This window comes from Enterobacter cloacae complex sp. SYL003, assembly GCF_049236925.1.
Taxonomy (GTDB): Bacteria; Pseudomonadota; Gammaproteobacteria; order Enterobacterales; family Enterobacteriaceae; genus Enterobacter; species Enterobacter intestinihominis.
On sequence record NZ_JBMKJK010000002.1, the window covers coordinates 219,829 to 233,925 of the forward strand.

At 55.1% G+C, this 14,097-nt stretch carries 18 protein-coding genes; 13 read left to right on the top strand and 5 right to left on the bottom strand.

All coding sequences use genetic code 11. The annotated features are described in order from the left end of the window. Positions 1-68 precede the first annotated feature (68 nt). The 5 genes from argT to hisP all read left to right on the top strand — a co-directional run bounded on the left by argT (position 69) and on the right by hisP (position 4,126). A complete protein-coding gene (gene argT, locus ACOT1A_RS03615; RefSeq protein ID WP_276169886.1) occupies positions 69-851 on the top strand; it encodes a lysine/arginine/ornithine ABC transporter substrate-binding protein ArgT in 783 nt (260 codons plus the stop codon). Positions 852-1,075: 224 nt separating this feature from the next. Beyond that, positions 1,076-1,858: a histidine ABC transporter substrate-binding protein HisJ gene (gene hisJ, locus ACOT1A_RS03620; protein ID WP_003861421.1), complete on the top strand. Its 783-nt coding sequence runs from the start codon at positions 1,076-1,078 to the stop codon at positions 1,856-1,858. 88 nt (positions 1,859-1,946) lie between these two features. Continuing rightward, complete coding sequence (locus ACOT1A_RS03625; protein WP_006811404.1) at positions 1,947-2,633, top strand: histidine ABC transporter permease HisQ; 687 nt, start codon at positions 1,947-1,949, stop codon at positions 2,631-2,633. Next, a complete protein-coding gene (locus tag ACOT1A_RS03630) occupies positions 2,630-3,343 on the top strand; it encodes an ABC transporter permease (protein WP_003861424.1) in 714 nt (237 codons plus the stop codon). Before ACOT1A_RS03625 ends, ACOT1A_RS03630 begins: the two co-directional genes overlap by 4 nt. 9 nt (positions 3,344-3,352) lie before the next feature. After that, positions 3,353-4,126: a histidine ABC transporter ATP-binding protein HisP gene (gene hisP / locus ACOT1A_RS03635; RefSeq protein ID WP_003861426.1), complete on the top strand. Its 774-nt coding sequence runs from the start codon at positions 3,353-3,355 to the stop codon at positions 4,124-4,126. A 140-nt stretch (positions 4,127-4,266) separates the two neighbouring features. On the opposite strand, the gene ACOT1A_RS03640 is transcribed toward hisP, so the two are convergent. From ACOT1A_RS03640 to yfcG, 4 genes are all read right to left on the bottom strand, one after another. Next, positions 4,267-4,776, bottom strand: coding sequence for a GNAT family N-acetyltransferase (locus ACOT1A_RS03640; protein WP_038416458.1), 510 nt, complete (start codon positions 4,774-4,776; stop codon positions 4,267-4,269). A 44-nt stretch (positions 4,777-4,820) separates the two neighbouring features. Beyond that, positions 4,821-5,714, bottom strand: coding sequence for a TIGR01777 family oxidoreductase (locus ACOT1A_RS03645; protein WP_032623851.1), 894 nt, complete (start codon positions 5,712-5,714; stop codon positions 4,821-4,823). A 13-nt stretch (positions 5,715-5,727) separates the two neighbouring features. Next, positions 5,728-6,096 carry a dihydroneopterin triphosphate 2'-epimerase gene (gene folX / locus ACOT1A_RS03650; RefSeq protein WP_003861432.1) on the bottom strand — a complete coding sequence of 123 codons (369 nt, stop codon included), beginning with the start codon at positions 6,094-6,096 and terminating at the stop codon, positions 5,728-5,730. A 75-nt stretch (positions 6,097-6,171) separates the two neighbouring features. Beyond that, a complete protein-coding gene (gene yfcG / locus ACOT1A_RS03655; RefSeq protein ID WP_022648841.1) occupies positions 6,172-6,801 on the bottom strand; it encodes a GSH-dependent disulfide bond oxidoreductase in 630 nt (209 codons plus the stop codon). 140 nt (positions 6,802-6,941) lie between these two features. On the opposite strand from yfcG, the gene yfcF reads away from it, so the two are divergent. From yfcF to yfcD, 3 genes are read left to right on the top strand one after another with little or no spacing between them, the layout of a single operon-like run. Further along, positions 6,942-7,586: a glutathione transferase gene (gene yfcF / locus ACOT1A_RS03660; protein WP_154051464.1), complete on the top strand. Its 645-nt coding sequence runs from the start codon at positions 6,942-6,944 to the stop codon at positions 7,584-7,586. A gap of 56 nt (positions 7,587-7,642) precedes the next feature. Next, a complete protein-coding gene (gene yfcE / locus ACOT1A_RS03665) occupies positions 7,643-8,194 on the top strand; it encodes a phosphodiesterase (RefSeq protein WP_023300633.1) in 552 nt (183 codons plus the stop codon). 55 nt (positions 8,195-8,249) lie between these two features. After that, on the top strand, positions 8,250-8,816 hold the full coding sequence (yfcD, locus tag ACOT1A_RS03670) for an NUDIX hydrolase YfcD (protein WP_023300632.1): 567 nt from the start codon (positions 8,250-8,252) through the stop codon (positions 8,814-8,816). Positions 8,817-8,819: 3 nt separating this feature from the next. Here yfcD and ACOT1A_RS03675 read toward each other — a convergent pair whose 3' ends face one another. Next, positions 8,820-9,839 (bottom strand): LacI family DNA-binding transcriptional regulator, encoded by a 1,020-nt coding sequence (locus tag ACOT1A_RS03675; protein WP_276169885.1) that lies wholly within the window; start codon positions 9,837-9,839, stop codon positions 8,820-8,822. A 236-nt stretch (positions 9,840-10,075) separates the two neighbouring features. Here ACOT1A_RS03675 and ACOT1A_RS03680 point away from each other — a divergent pair, with 236 nt between their 5' ends. The 5 genes from ACOT1A_RS03680 to ACOT1A_RS03700 all read left to right on the top strand — a co-directional run bounded on the left by ACOT1A_RS03680 (position 10,076) and on the right by ACOT1A_RS03700 (position 14,057). Next, positions 10,076-10,519 carry a PTS sugar transporter subunit IIA gene (locus tag ACOT1A_RS03680; RefSeq protein ID WP_022648839.1) on the top strand — a complete coding sequence of 148 codons (444 nt, stop codon included), beginning with the start codon at positions 10,076-10,078 and terminating at the stop codon, positions 10,517-10,519. A 79-nt stretch (positions 10,520-10,598) separates the two neighbouring features. Next, positions 10,599-10,871: a PTS sugar transporter subunit IIB gene (locus ACOT1A_RS03685; protein ID WP_003861447.1), complete on the top strand. Its 273-nt coding sequence runs from the start codon at positions 10,599-10,601 to the stop codon at positions 10,869-10,871. Positions 10,872-10,892: 21 nt separating this feature from the next. Continuing rightward, on the top strand, positions 10,893-12,284 hold the full coding sequence (locus ACOT1A_RS03690; RefSeq protein ID WP_017383437.1) for a PTS ascorbate transporter subunit IIC: 1,392 nt from the start codon (positions 10,893-10,895) through the stop codon (positions 12,282-12,284). Further along, positions 12,281-13,111, top strand: a complete 831-nt coding sequence (locus ACOT1A_RS03695) for a transketolase (protein WP_023300630.1) — start codon at positions 12,281-12,283, stop codon at positions 13,109-13,111. Before ACOT1A_RS03690 ends, ACOT1A_RS03695 begins: the two co-directional genes overlap by 4 nt. Next, the gene (locus tag ACOT1A_RS03700; protein WP_276169884.1) at positions 13,104-14,057 is read left to right on the top strand and encodes a transketolase family protein; all 954 of its coding nucleotides are present in this window, start codon (positions 13,104-13,106) and stop codon (positions 14,055-14,057) included. The genes ACOT1A_RS03695 and ACOT1A_RS03700 overlap by 8 nt, the downstream gene beginning before the upstream one ends. Positions 14,058-14,097: the final 40 nt, after the last annotated feature.

Sequence of the window (14,097 nt, forward strand, 5' to 3'; positions counted from 1 at the left end):
AGCCTGCAACACAACACACAACACACAACGTAAACCATAATAAAATCACGGTTCTTGAGGGTAAATGTATGAAGAAGACGGTTCTGGCTCTGTCTTTGCTCGTGGGCTTGAGTGCAGCAGCAAGTAGCTATGCAGCGCTACCACAGACAGTTCGTATCGGTACAGACGCAACCTACGCGCCATTCTCCTCCAAGGATGCGAAAGGCGACTTCGTGGGGTTTGATATCGATCTGGGAAATGAGATGTGCAAACGCATGGAAGTGAAATGCACATGGGTGGGCAGTGACTTTGACGCGCTGATCCCGTCGCTGAAAGCCAAGAAAATCGACGCTATTATCTCTTCTCTCTCCATCACGGAAAAACGTCAGCAGGAGATCGCCTTCTCTGAGAAGCTCTACGCTGCCGATTCACGTCTGATTGCCGCGAAAGGTTCCCCAATCCAGCCGACCATCGACTCGCTGAAAGGTAAGCATGTTGGCGTGCTTCAGGGCTCAACCCAGGAAGGCTACGCGAACGCCAACTGGCGCGAGAAGGGCGTCGATGTGGTCGCCTACCAGAACCAGGATCTGATCTACTCTGACCTGGCGGCGGGCCGTCTGGATGCCGCGTTCCAGGATGAAGTTGCCGCGAGCGAAGGCTTCCTGAAGCAGCCTGCGGGTAAAGAGTACGCCTTTGCCGGCCCGTCAGTTAAAGATAAAAAATACTTTGGCGACGGCACCGGTATTGGCCTGCGTAAGGATGATACCGAGCTGAAAGCCGCCTTCGACAAAGCGTTTAACGAGCTGCGTAAAGACGGTACCTACGACAAACTGGCGAAGAAATACTTTGATTTCAACGTCTACGGTAATTAATGCCTGAACGGGATGCACTGATGTGGTGCATCTTTAGGGGAAGTGTTCCAGTATGGTGCAAACAATGCACCATATTGGACCGCCGTGTGCATAGTTAAGCATTTTAAATGCAAAAATTCCCGTTCAGAGGCATTAATCTTTGCCTGAGTGAGGGGATTAATGGCACATTAACGGCAACCCGTAGTCGTAAAATCTCGTATTTAGACAGTTTGTTGAGGACAGATATGAAAAAACTGGTGTTGTCACTTTCTCTGGTACTGGCCTTTTCCAGCGCCACCGCAGCATTCGCAGCCATTCCGCAGAAAATTCGTATTGGGACTGACCCAACCTACGCGCCTTTCGAATCGAAAAATGCGAAGGGGGAACTGGTCGGTTTTGACATCGATCTGGCTAACGAGCTGTGCAAACGCATTAAAGCGCAATGTACCTACGTTGAAAACCCGCTGGACGCGCTAATCCCGTCCCTGAAAGCGAAAAAAATTGACGTGATCATGTCCTCCCTGTCTATCACCGAAAAACGTCAGCAGGAGATTGCCTTCACGGACAAACTCTACGCGGCTGACTCACGTCTGGTGGTGGCGAAATCCTCTGACATTCAGCCAACCCTTGAATCTCTGAAGGGCAAACGCGTGGGCGTGTTGCAGGGTACGACGCAGGAAACCTACGGTAACGAGCACTGGGCGCCAAAGGGGATTGAAATTGTCTCTTACCAGGGCCAGGAAAACATCTACGCAGACCTGACGGCAGGCCGTATTGACGCGGCATTCCAGGATGAAGTGGCGGCAAGCGAAGGCTTCCTGAAACAGCCTGTGGGTAAAGATTACAAGTTCGGGGGTCCGTCCATTAAGGACGAAAAACTCTTTGGCGTTGGTACCGGTATGGGCCTGCGGAAAGAAGACAACGAACTGCGTGAAGCCCTGAACAAAGCGTTCGCCGAGATGCGCGCGGACGGCACTTACGACAAGCTGGCGAAAAAGTACTTCGATTTTAATGTTTACGGCGGCTAATCGCCCCGTCTGATAACGTGCGGCCCCTCCCGTTGCGGGAGGGGAAAAGACACGGTTCCACCACTCACGAGACGACAGGGCACGCGGTATGCTGTACGGATTTTCTGGCGTTATTTTACAGGGCGCGCTTGTCACCCTTGAGCTGGCTATCAGCTCCGTGGTGCTGGCGGTGCTGATAGGCCTGGCGGGCGCGGGGGCAAAGTTATCCGCCAACAGACCGCTGGCGCTGATATTTGAAGGCTATACCACGCTGATTCGCGGCGTGCCTGACCTGGTGCTGATGCTGCTGATCTTTTATGGCCTGCAAATCGCACTTAACGGCGTCACGGATGCTATCGGCATGGATCAGATCGATATCGACCCGATGGTGGCCGGTATTATTACCCTTGGTTTTATCTACGGTGCTTATTTCACTGAGACCTTTCGCGGCGCTTACATGGCCGTGCCGAAAGGGCACATTGAAGCGGCGACCGCCTACGGTTTTACCTCCTCACAAACGTTTCGCCGGATCATGTTCCCGGCCATGATGCGCTACGCGCTGCCGGGCATCGGTAACAACTGGCAGGTTATTCTGAAGGCAACGGCGCTGGTCTCCCTGCTGGGTCTGGAAGATGTGGTGAAGGCCACGCAGCTGGCGGGTAAAAGCACCTGGGAACCGTTCTATTTTGCGGTAGTCTGCGGCGTAATCTATCTGGTCTTTACGACCGTCTCCAATGGTGTGCTGCTTCTGCTCGAACGTCGCTACTCCGTGGGTGTGAAGAGGGCTGACCTGTGATTGAGATTATTCAGGAGTACTGGAAATCCCTGCTGTGGACGGATGGCTACCGCTTTACTGGCGTGGCGATCACGCTGTGGCTGCTGATCTCCTCGGTGGTCATGGGCGGCATTCTGGCGGTGTTTCTCGCCATTGGCCGCGTGTCGAATAATAAATTTATCCAGTTTCCGATCTGGCTGTTCACCTACGTGTTTCGCGGTACTCCGCTGTACGTGCAGCTGCTGGTGTTCTATTCCGGAATGTACACGCTGGAGATCGTGAAAGGCACCGAGATGCTGAACGCGTTCTTCCGCAGCGGTCTGAACTGTACGGTGCTGGCGCTGACCCTCAATACTTGCGCCTATACCACCGAGATCTTCGCCGGGGCCATCCGTTCTGTGCCGCACGGTGAGATCGAGGCGGCGCGCGCGTACGGCTTCTCGTCCGTGAAGCTCTACCGCTGTATTATTCTGCCTTCGGCGCTGCGTATTGCGCTGCCGGCCTACAGCAACGAAGTGATTTTAATGCTGCATTCGACGGCACTGGCGTTTACCGCCACGGTGCCGGATCTGTTAAAGATTGCCCGCGATATTAACTCTGCCACCTACCAGCCGTTTACGGCGTTTGGTATTGCGGCAGTGCTCTATTTGATCATTTCTTACGTCCTGATCAGCCTGTTCCGTAAGGCTGAAAAACGCTGGTTGCAGCATATAAAACCGTCGACGCACTGAGAATTTATGATGGCTGAGAACAAATTAAACGTAATTGATTTGCACAAGCGCTACGGCGAACATGAAGTGCTGAAAGGGGTGTCGCTGGAGGCTAACGCGGGCGACGTGATCAGTATTATCGGCTCATCAGGTTCGGGTAAAAGTACCTTCCTGCGCTGCATCAACTTCCTCGAAAAGCCGAGCGAAGGATCGATTGTGGTGAGCGGACAGAACATCAACATGGTCCGTGATAAAGACGGTCAGCTTAAAGTGGCGGATAAAAATCAGCTGCGCCTGCTGCGTACGCGTCTGACAATGGTATTCCAGCACTTCAATCTCTGGAGCCACATGACGGTGCTGGAGAACGTGATGGAAGCGCCGGTTCAGGTGCTCGGCTTAAGCAAGCAGGAAGCCCGCGAGCGTGCGGTGAAATACCTGGCGAAAGTGGGGATCGACGAGCGGCAGCAGATCAAATATCCGGTGCACCTGTCAGGGGGACAGCAGCAGCGTGTTTCCATCGCCCGCGCGCTGGCGATGGAGCCGGAAGTATTGCTGTTTGACGAACCGACTTCCGCGCTGGATCCGGAACTCGTTGGCGAAGTGCTGCGCATCATGCAGAAGCTGGCGGAAGAGGGCAAAACGATGGTGGTGGTGACGCACGAGATGGGCTTCGCCCGTAACGTTTCTAACCACGTTATCTTCCTGCATCAGGGCAAGATTGAGGAGCAGGGGCATCCGGACGAAGTGCTGGCGAACCCGCAAAGCCCGCGTTTGCAGCAGTTCCTGAAAGGCTCGTTGAAGTAATCTTTCGCCTTTCTCCCTCTCCCTGTGGGAGAGGGACGGGGTGAGGGCATCAGCCCCAGAGCCGCCCAATTGCCCGGTGGCGCTTCGCTTTCCGGGCCTACAAAAACCGTAGGCCGGGCAAACGCAGTGTCGCCCGGCATTCAGACCGCACCACACTCCAGCCGATACACCCAGTCGTCATACCGTACGCCGTTAATCTCGTACGCCTTCTCCAGTACCTGCGTGCGCACAAAACCTGCTTTCTCAAGAACCCGCACCGACCCAACGTTATCCGCCAGCACGTACGCGTTTATCGCCTTCACGCCCGTCTGGTTAAATGCATACTCACACACCGCCCGCAGCGCCTCGCTGGCAATGCCTTTTCCCTGCGCGTCAGGCACAACCGTGTAGCCAATATCCGCCTCTTCACGGTTCGCCGCACTGATTTGCAGGCCGATATCCCCGAGCGGCGTAACGTCGTTATGCAGACGGATCACAAAGACATGCTCCGCCATCAGGCGCGCGGCAAATACGCGGCGCGTCTCTTTTTCAGGCATGATAGCGGCCATATAGCGCATGATGTTGGGGTCTTCGCGCAGAGAGCGAAAGAACGCCCAGTCAGAAGGTTCGAAAGGGGTGAGGTGAAGCCGGGTTGTGGTGATGGTTGCCATAGTTACGCCATATCATCCAGAGATGGCGTATAACTCTAACATATTCACTGCACCACATCCCCCAGCGCCTCTTCCAGGTCATACCAGCGGAACGTAAATCCGGCCGCTTCCAGCCGTTTTGGCAGCGCGCGCTGGCCGCCCAGCACCAGCACCGAAGATTCGCCCATCAACAGCCGAATCGCCGTCGCAGGTACGCGCAGTACCGCCGGGCGATGCAGAGCATGACCCAGGGCGTGAGCAAACTGTTCATTACGTACGGGGTAGGGAGATACCATGTTAAACGGCCCGCGCAGGTCGTTATCCAGCAGCCAGAGAATACCGTTGACCATATCGTCGATATGGATCCACGCCAGATACTGACGACCGTTGCCGATGGGCCCGCCAAGCCCCATTTTAAACGGCGGCAACATTTTACCGAGAATACCGCCTTTCGGAGCAAGCACCACGCCGGTGCGCAGCAGGCAGACGCGGGTGTTATCGCTCTGCGCCCCGCAGGCAATGCGCTCCCACTGGGCGCAGAGTTTATGGGTAAACTCGTTGTGCGGCGGCTCTTCTTCGGTCACCACCACTTCACCAAGATCGCCATAGTAGCCTGTTGCAGAGCCGGAAATCAGCACCGAGGGCGGCATCTCGCTGTTACGAATCAGCTCAACCAGCTTTTCAGTCATGTTCCAGCGGCTGCTGCATAAACGCTGTTTTTGCTCTTCGGTCCAGCGTTTATCAGCGATAGGCTCGCCTGCGAGGTTGATGACGGCGTCAAAGCCGTTCAGATCCTGCCGTTCCGCCAGGCCTTTCCAGATCTCAACGCCGGTGCCCAGCACCTGGCGCGCTTTCTCCGGGCTGCGCGTGACCACGGTAATGTCGTGATGCAACGCCTGCAAACGTGGAATGAGATGGCGACCAATCAGCCCCGTACCGCCGGTGAGCAGGATCTTCATACAACCTCCAGGTTTACGCCTGGCGCTGCCAGCTTAACGTCATGGAGACGGAGTCGGCGTAGCGCAGGGCGTGAAGTTTATCGATCTCCACTTCAGCATAAGTGACCCAGTGGTGTTCGCGTGCGATGTCGAGCACATCCTGAGTTAATTTTTCCAGTAGCGCAAAACGGTTGTTCTCAACGTACTGGATGATGCTTTTGGTGATCGTGCGATAGTTCAGCGCGTCATTGATGTCTTCGCTGGCGCGCGCCTTGTCTGCCGGGTAATGGATCACGACATTCACCACGATATCCTGGCGATTCGCGATCTCTTCCTCTTTGATACCAATGAATGTACGTAAGCGAAGGTTTTTTATACGAATAATAGCGTCATGCTGGGACATTGCAGGTCTTCTCCGTGTCAGTATTTTTACCTCATCATACATGAGGAGAACACCTGCACCCAACGGGGCACAGGCTCAAATCTGATGGATTTTTTGCATGGCGCGTTCGGTTGCCGGGCGGGTCCGGATGCGCTCAAACCAGTTGTTCACCGCCGGATAAGTGGCCAGGTCGATCCGGTGGCGTTCATGGGTGTTGATCCACGGCCAGCAGGCGATATCTGCGATGCTGTAATGCTCACCTCCCAGCCACGGTGATTTTTCCAGCCGACGGTTCAGTACCCCGTACAGGCGCTGGGTTTCGACCTGATATCGCTCAATGGCGTAAGGGATCGTCTGCGGCGCATAGGCGGTAAAGTGATGATTCTGCCCCAGCATCGGCCCCAGGCCGCTCGACTGCCAGAATAACCATTGCAGCGTGTGATGACGCTCGCGCAACTCCCCGCTCAGGAGCTTGCCGGTTTTCTCTGCCAAATAAAGCAAAATCTCTCCGGACTCAAACAGGCTTAACGGTTTGCCCCCGTCAGAAGGCAGGTTATCAATGATGGCCGGAATTTTATTGTTGGGCGAGATGGCCAGAAAAACGGGGCGGAACTGATCGCCTTTGCTGATATCCACGCGAATGATCCGGTAGTCCAGTTCGGCTTCTTCAAGAAAGAGGGTGATCTTATGGCCATTAGGGGTGGGGGCATAATAGAGATCTATCATTCTCAACTCCTGTCAGTGCGAATAGTGTTGCCATGAAAAATCAGTATAGGTGCTTGTTGTAAATCGTGAGTTTTCATCAAGTGACAGCGAGGCAAAGAGATTATATGTTGAGTGAAAACCGATCAGCCGAAGAGGATGTTATGAGCCAGCCTGTAATAACGTTGTGGTCCGATGCGAACTTTTTTTCTCCTTATGTCATGAGCGTTTATGTGGCGCTGGCAGAAAAGGGGCTTACTTTTAGTCTGAAAACCGTTGACCTGGACAGCGGCGAACATCTGAAGCCTCAGTGGCAGGGCTACGCGCTCACCCGCCGTGTCCCTGTGCTGGAGATTGACGGTTTTGAGTTGAGTGAATCCTCAGCGATTGACGAGTACCTTGAAGACCGCTTTGCCCCACCAGAGTGGGAACGCATCTATCCTCACGATCTGCAAAAGCGCGCCCGCGCCCGCCAGATCCAGGCGTGGCTGCGTAGCGACCTGGTGCCGATTCGCACAGAACGCTCCACGGACGTGGTGTTCGCTGGCGTCATAAAGCCCGCCCTCAGCGAAGAAGGCTTATCCAGCGCCCGGAAGCTGATTGATACCGCGTCATCGCTGCTGTCACAGGGTAACCCAAACCTGTTTGGCGAGTGGTGTATTGCCGACACCGATCTGGCGCTGATGCTCAATCGCCTTATCCTTAACGGCGATGACGTCCCACAGCTGCTGGTGGATTACGCCACCTTCCAGTGGCAACGCGCGTCGGTACAGCGCTATCTGGCACTCTCTGCTAAGCGCGCGGGCTGATAAGACGGGGCGCTTGAGGTATGATAGGGGCAGTCTGAATTCCCGAGGAGTAACTGATGAAACTGATGTTTGCGTCGGATATTCATGGATCGCTGCCCGCGACCGAACGCGTGTTATCTCTGTTTGCCCAAAGCGGGGCGCAATGGCTGGTGATCCTGGGCGATGTGTTAAACCACGGCCCACGCAATGCGTTGCCGGAAGGGTATGCTCCCGCGCAGGTGGCGGAAAAACTTAATCATTTTGCCTCGCGCATTATCGCCGTTCGCGGCAACTGCGACAGCGAAGTTGACCAGATGCTGCTGCAATTTCCCATCACCGCTCCCTGGCAACAGGTGTTGATGGAAAACAGCCGTTTGTTCCTGACCCACGGGCACCTGTTCGGCCCGGATAACCTGCCGTCACTCGCCGCTGGCGATGTCCTGGTTTATGGTCATACTCATATTCCGGTGGCGGAAAAACGCGGGGCGTTTTACCACTTTAACCCCGGGTCTGTCAGCATTCCTAAAGGCGGTAACCCGGCAAGCTACGGCATGTATGAAGACGGGACATTAAGCGTTATCGCACTTAATGATCAGCAAGTTATTGCGCAGATAGCGATTAATCCGTAAGTTACACCACAACTGCAAACGCGCCGAAAGAGCGCTTAGACGAGAAGGTTTCCCGATGGTGGAGCAGAATCATTTGGCAAGTACTGAGTGGGTTGACATTGTCAGCGAAGAGAATGAAGTGATCGCGCAGGCCAGCCGCGAACAAATGCGTGCGGAGCGTCTGCGTCACCGCGCGACTTACATCGTTGTTCATGACGGCATGGGCAAGATTCTGGTCCAGCGTCGCACTGACACCAAAGATTTTCTTCCTGGTATGCTGGATGCCACAGCGGGTGGCGTCGTGCAGGCCGATGAAGTATTGCTGGATTCCGCGCGTCGTGAAGCGGAAGAAGAGTTAGGTATCGCTGGCGTGCCGTTTGCCGAGCACGGACAGTTTTATTTCGAAGATGAGCATTGTCGCGTCTGGGGCGGGCTGTTTAGCTGCGTTTCCCACGGACCTTTCGCCTTGCAGGAAGAGGAAGTGAGCGAAGTGTGCTGGATGACGCCGGAAGAGATCACCGCGCGTTGCGACGAATTCACGCCGGATTCCCTTAAAGCACTGGCGCTGTGGATGACCCGCAACGCCAAAAACGAATCCGCTAAACCGGAAAATAAGCCGGAAAAAGAGGAAGAGGCTGAGTAAGCCTTAACAGCTTTCCCGCAGACACAGGCTGGACGCGATGGGTTTATGGTCGCGCCAGTCTCTGTCATTCAGACGTTCCAGTAACGCTTTCCCGGCTTCAATCCCAATCTTGCGATGCGGTACTGCCATCGTCGTCAGCGGCGGCTGACAGACGCGGCTAACGTCGCTGTCGCCAAAGCCCACGACCGCTAAATCGTCCGGCACCTTGATGCGCCGACGCTGGCACTCATACAGCGCGCCGCAGGCCAGTTCATCTGACACGCACACCAGCGCATCCAGCTCCGGCCACGCCAGCAGAAACTCCGGCAATTGTGCCGCACCGGTGGAAAAGCTCGGCGGCATGGCGGCATTAATCACTCTGTTTGGCGACAGGTGGTGGCGCAGCATCGCCTTGTACCAGCCCTGCAAATGCTGCTGAAAAATCCACTGCTCCTGGTTAGCGCACAGCAGGCCGATATTCTGGTAGCCGCGCTGAATCACCATTTCGGTAAGTTCATACATGGCGGCGACGTTATCAATCCCGATATTCATATCAATAGGATCGGCACGCATTGCACCCATTTCCATCACCGGGATAGAGGCGTTTTTTAGCCAGTGTCGCACGGTATCGGAGTGCTCGACGCTGAGCAGTATCGCCGCGGCGATGTTCGAGGCCAGCAGCGTTTCAAGCAGTTTCTCTTCCTGTTCAAGACGATGCTGAGATTCCGCCAGCATAATCTGATATCCGGCTGGCTGGAGCACCTGCTGTAGCCCGGCGAACATCTCGGAACAGCCAGCTTCGGAAAGATTGGGTACAACCATCGCAATCGTCCATGACGATGCCGATGCCAGTGCGCTGGCGGCAAGATTGGGCATGTAACCCAGCTCCTGCACCGCGGCTTCAATTTTTTCACGCAGTTTATCGGAAACCTGTTCGGGCGTGCGGAGGGCACGGGAAACAGTCATCGTGCCTACGCCGGCAAGCTGCGCGACATCCGCGAGCGTTACTTTTCCGGTACTGCGCCGTTTTCGGGTTAAAGACATACATCTTCCTGCTGACAGGACGCGATTTAGTTTCATCCTTCATTTTACGTGACAGGCAGTATACGCCTTAAATCCCTTTTTTTGCTGTGATTTCGCACCAGGATAGCAATTTGATAGCGCTATCACAGTTCTGCATGTTAGTCGTTGGTAGCGCTATCTTTGTGATCGCGATCGCAGTCATTAATTGATTGGTTGAATAGAGTTTGCCCATGTCTGGTCTTTAGCGGGAGTGACAAATGCTCAAAAAGTGGATATATGATACAACCATCATCCTACAGGATAGCGTTGAAAGCTGGCCCCAGGCGCTGGAACTGTGCGCGAAACCGCTGCTGGATTTGCAGGTCATTGCGCCGGAATATGTCACGGCTATCATTGAGCAGCATCATAGGTTAGGTCCCTACTATGTGCTGGCTCCTGGGCTGGCAATGCCACATGCGCGACCGGAAGAAGGGGCGAAAGGACTTGGCCTGTCATTATTAAAACTGAAACAGGGCGTCTCATTTGGTGCTGGTGAGTTTGACCCCGTCGATGTGATTGTGATGCTGGCGGCGCCGGACAAACATAGCCATATCGAAATGATCTCCGCCTTAGCAGAATTATTTTCCAGCGACGAAGATATGGCTGAATTACATCGGGCGAATACGCTGGAGGAGATAAAAACCGTCATCAATCGCTTCTGATTTAATTATTTAATCCGATTCATCTCAACATTACGCGTCAGCGTGATGGGGCGTACTCTACTCAAAAAAGGGGATAACAATGAAAATTATGGCTATTTGCGGCTCCGGCCTGGGCAGCAGTTTTATGGTCGAAATGAATATTAAAAAGGTGCTCAAAAAACTGGAAATTGAGGCAGAGGTTGAACACTCCGATCTCTCCTCGGCCACGCCGGGCGCGGCGGACCTGTTTGTAATGGCGAAAGACATTGCCGCCAGCGCCAGCGTGCCGGAAAGCCAGCTGGTGGTGATCAACAATATTATCGATATCAACGAACTCGAAGCGCAGCTGCGCGCCTGGTTCGAAAGACAATAATCCTGAAAAGGCGAGGTGGATATGTTTATCCTTGAAACGCTGAATTTCGTTGTTGATATTTTAAAAGTCCCTTCAGTCCTGGTCGGGTTAATTGCCCTGATTGGTCTGGTGGCGCAGAAAAAAGCCTTTTCAGATGTGGTAAAAGGCACAATAAAAACCATTCTCGGCTTTATTGTACTGGGCGGCGGCGCAACCGTGCTGGTGGGCTCTTTAAATCCGCTCGGCGGTATGTTTGAGCACGCCTTTAATATTCAGGGCATTATTCCCAACAATGAAGCTATTGTGTCGATTGCCCTGGAAAAATATGGTGCCTCCACCGCGCTCATTATGGCTTTCGGGATGGTGGCGAATATTATTGTCGCGCGCTTTACCCGCCTGAAGTACATCTTCCTGACCGGGCATCACACCTTCTACATGGCGTGCATGATTGGCGTGATCCTGACGGTCGCAGGCTTCGAAGGGGTAGGGCTGGTCTTTACCGGTTCGTTGATCCTCGGCCTGATTATGGCCTTCTTCCCGGCGATTGCGCAGCGCTATATGAAGCGTATTACCGGCAACGATGAGATTGCCTTCGGTCATTTCGGCACGCTGGGCTACGTGCTGTCCGGCTGGATTGGCAGCAAGGTCGGTAAAGGCTCGCGCTCCACCGAAGAGATGAACCTGCCGAAGAACCTCAGCTTCCTGCGCGACAGTTCGATCTCCATCTCACTGACCATGATGATTATCTACCTGATTATGGCGGTGAGCGCCGGGCGTGAGTACGTGGAGGCCACCTTCAGCGGCGGCCAGAACTACCTGGTGTACGCCATCATTATGGCCATCACCTTCGCGGCAGGCGTGTTTATCATCTTGCAGGGTGTGCGCCTGATTCTGGCGGAAATTGTCCCGGCCTTTACCGGCTTCTCGGAAAAACTGGTGCCCAATGCGCGACCTGCGCTGGACTGCCCGGTGGTCTACCCGTATGCGCCAAACGCGGTGCTGATTGGCTTCCTGTTCAGCTTCCTCGGCGGGATTGTAGGCTTGTTCATCTGCGGTCAGTTTAGCTGGGTGCTGATCCTGCCGGGCGTCGTGCCGCATTTCTTCACCGGTGCAACGGCGGGCGTGTTTGGGAACGCCACCGGCGGACGTCGCGGGGCGATGATTGGCGCCTTTGCTAACGGCCTGCTGATCACCTTCCTGCCGGTCCTGCTGCTGCCTGTTCTGGGCGCGATTGGCTTTGCGAATACGACCTTCTCGGACGCCGACTTTGGCGCCGTCGGGATTGTGCTCGGCAACCTGGCGCGCTTCCTGTCGCCGCTTGCCATCACCGGACTGGTTGTTGTGTTGTTTGCGCTGCTGGTGGCCTACAACGTCTTCGCTAAAAACAAACCTGCCAGCGGTAACGCGCAGGAAAACCCCGGAGCCAAATCATGAATGAAAATGAAATAACCGAACTGGCGCGTCAGATCCGCCTTGAGACGCTGAAATCCCTGACGCAGCTGGGTTTTGGTCACTACGGCGGCAGCATGTCAGTCGTTGAAACACTGGCCGTTCTGTACGGCGCGGTAATGAAAATTGACCCGGCCGATCCGGACTGGCCAGAGCGCGATTACTTTGTGCTGTCGAAGGGACATGCGGGCCCGGCGCTGTACAGCACGCTGGCGATTAAGGGCTACTTCCCGATTGAAGAGCTGAGCACGCTAAACCAGAACGGAACGCGTCTGCCAAGCCACCCGGATCGCCTGAAAACACGCGGCGTGGATGCCACCACCGGATCGCTGGGTCAGGGGATCTCCATTGCAGGCGGCATGGCGCTGTCGCACAAGCTGGCAGAAAGGCCAAACCGGGTGTTTTGCATCGTTGGCGATGGGGAGCTGAACGAAGGGCAGTGCTGGGAAGCCTTCCAGTTTATTGCTCACCATCGACTGAACAATCTGACGGTGTTCGTGGACTGGAACAAACAGCAGCTCGACGGCGAGCTGGACGAAATCATCAGCGCCTTCGATCTGGAAGGCAAATTCCGCGCCTTTGGTTTTGACGTGGTGACGGTGAAAGGGGACGACATTCCGGCGCTGCTGGAGGTGACCGCGCCGATCCCTGCGACCGATGCGCGTCCGCGGGTAGTGATCCTCGACAGCATCAAAGGGCAGGGGGTGCCATACCTGGAACAGCTCAGCAACTCGCATCACCTGCGATTAACTGAGGAGAGCAAAGCGGCGCTCAACGAGACGATTCGCCAACTGGAGGCTTCACATGATTAAGGTTGCACCGACAGGACAGAAAGATGCCGTTGAGATGCGTAAGGTCTATGCGGGTTTTGTGGCAAAACAGATTGAGGCCGGGAGCGAGATTATTGCGCTCGAAGCGGATCTGATGAGTTCGATGGCGATGGACGGCGTAGCGCGTGATTATCCACAGCACGTCATCAACTGCGGCATTATGGAGGCCAACGTGATTGGGACGGCCGCCGGGCTGTCGCTCACCGGACGTAAGCCGTTCGTCCATACCTTTACCGCCTTTGCCAGCCGTCGCTGCTTCGACCAGCTGTTTATGTCCCTGGACTACCAGCGCAATAACGTGAAGGTGATTGCCTCGGATGCGGGCGTGACGGCCTGCCACAACGGCGGGACGCATATGTCGTTTGAGGATATGGGCATCGTGCGCGGTCTGGCGCATTCAGTGGTGCTGGAGGTGACCGATGCGGTGATGTTCGAAGATGTGCTGCGTCAGCTTATCGACCTGGAAGGCTTCTACTGGGTGCGGACCATCCGTAAACAGGCGCCGAGCGTGTATGCCCCGGGGTCAACCTTCACCATCGGCAAGGGCAACGTGCTGCGCGAGGGAACCGATATTACCCTGATTGCTAACGGCATTATGGTGGCGGAAGCGCTGGAGGCGGCGCGCCAGCTGGAGCAGGAGGGGGTAAGCGCAGCGGTCATCGACATGTTTACCCTGAAGCCCATCGATCGGATGCTGGTGAAAAATTATGCCGAGAAAACCAGGCGTATTGTGACCTGCGAAAACCACAGCATTCACAACGGGCTGGGGTCGGCGGTGGCGGAAGTGCTGGTGGAAACCTGTCCGGTGCCCCTGCGTCGGGTGGGGGTGAAGGAACGATATGGTCAGGTGGGCACGCAGGACTTCTTGCAAAAGGAGTATGGCCTGACGGCACATGACATTGTGTCGGCGGCGCGGGAGCTGTTGTAATAAAAAAAGGCGACCTTGTGGTCGCCTTTTTGTTGCCCGG

Coding starts and splice junctions, on each gene's coding strand:
- ACOT1A_RS03675 (WP_276169885.1), bottom strand. CDS start 9,839: ATGTCTTTAACCCGAAAACGGCGCAGTACCGGAAAAGTAACGCTCGCG.
- yfcG (WP_022648841.1), bottom strand. CDS start 6,801: ATGATAGATCTCTATTATGCCCCCACCCCTAATGGCCATAAGATCACC.
- yfcE (WP_023300633.1), top strand. CDS start 7,643: ATGAAACTGATGTTTGCGTCGGATATTCATGGATCGCTGCCCGCGACC.
- ACOT1A_RS03640 (WP_038416458.1), bottom strand. CDS start 4,776: ATGGCAACCATCACCACAACCCGGCTTCACCTCACCCCTTTCGAACCT.
- ACOT1A_RS03695 (WP_023300630.1), top strand. CDS start 12,281: ATGAATGAAAATGAAATAACCGAACTGGCGCGTCAGATCCGCCTTGAG.
- argT (WP_276169886.1), top strand. CDS start 69: ATGAAGAAGACGGTTCTGGCTCTGTCTTTGCTCGTGGGCTTGAGTGCA.
- ACOT1A_RS03700 (WP_276169884.1), top strand. CDS start 13,104: ATGATTAAGGTTGCACCGACAGGACAGAAAGATGCCGTTGAGATGCGT.
- ACOT1A_RS03690 (WP_017383437.1), top strand. CDS start 10,893: ATGTTTATCCTTGAAACGCTGAATTTCGTTGTTGATATTTTAAAAGTC.
- ACOT1A_RS03685 (WP_003861447.1), top strand. CDS start 10,599: ATGAAAATTATGGCTATTTGCGGCTCCGGCCTGGGCAGCAGTTTTATG.
- ACOT1A_RS03680 (WP_022648839.1), top strand. CDS start 10,076: ATGCTCAAAAAGTGGATATATGATACAACCATCATCCTACAGGATAGC.
- yfcF (WP_154051464.1), top strand. CDS start 6,942: ATGAGCCAGCCTGTAATAACGTTGTGGTCCGATGCGAACTTTTTTTCT.
- ACOT1A_RS03645 (WP_032623851.1), bottom strand. CDS start 5,714: ATGAAGATCCTGCTCACCGGCGGTACGGGGCTGATTGGTCGCCATCTC.
- folX (WP_003861432.1), bottom strand. CDS start 6,096: ATGTCCCAGCATGACGCTATTATTCGTATAAAAAACCTTCGCTTACGT.
- hisJ (WP_003861421.1), top strand. CDS start 1,076: ATGAAAAAACTGGTGTTGTCACTTTCTCTGGTACTGGCCTTTTCCAGC.
- ACOT1A_RS03625 (WP_006811404.1), top strand. CDS start 1,947: ATGCTGTACGGATTTTCTGGCGTTATTTTACAGGGCGCGCTTGTCACC.
- hisP (WP_003861426.1), top strand. CDS start 3,353: ATGGCTGAGAACAAATTAAACGTAATTGATTTGCACAAGCGCTACGGC.
- yfcD (WP_023300632.1), top strand. CDS start 8,250: ATGGTGGAGCAGAATCATTTGGCAAGTACTGAGTGGGTTGACATTGTC.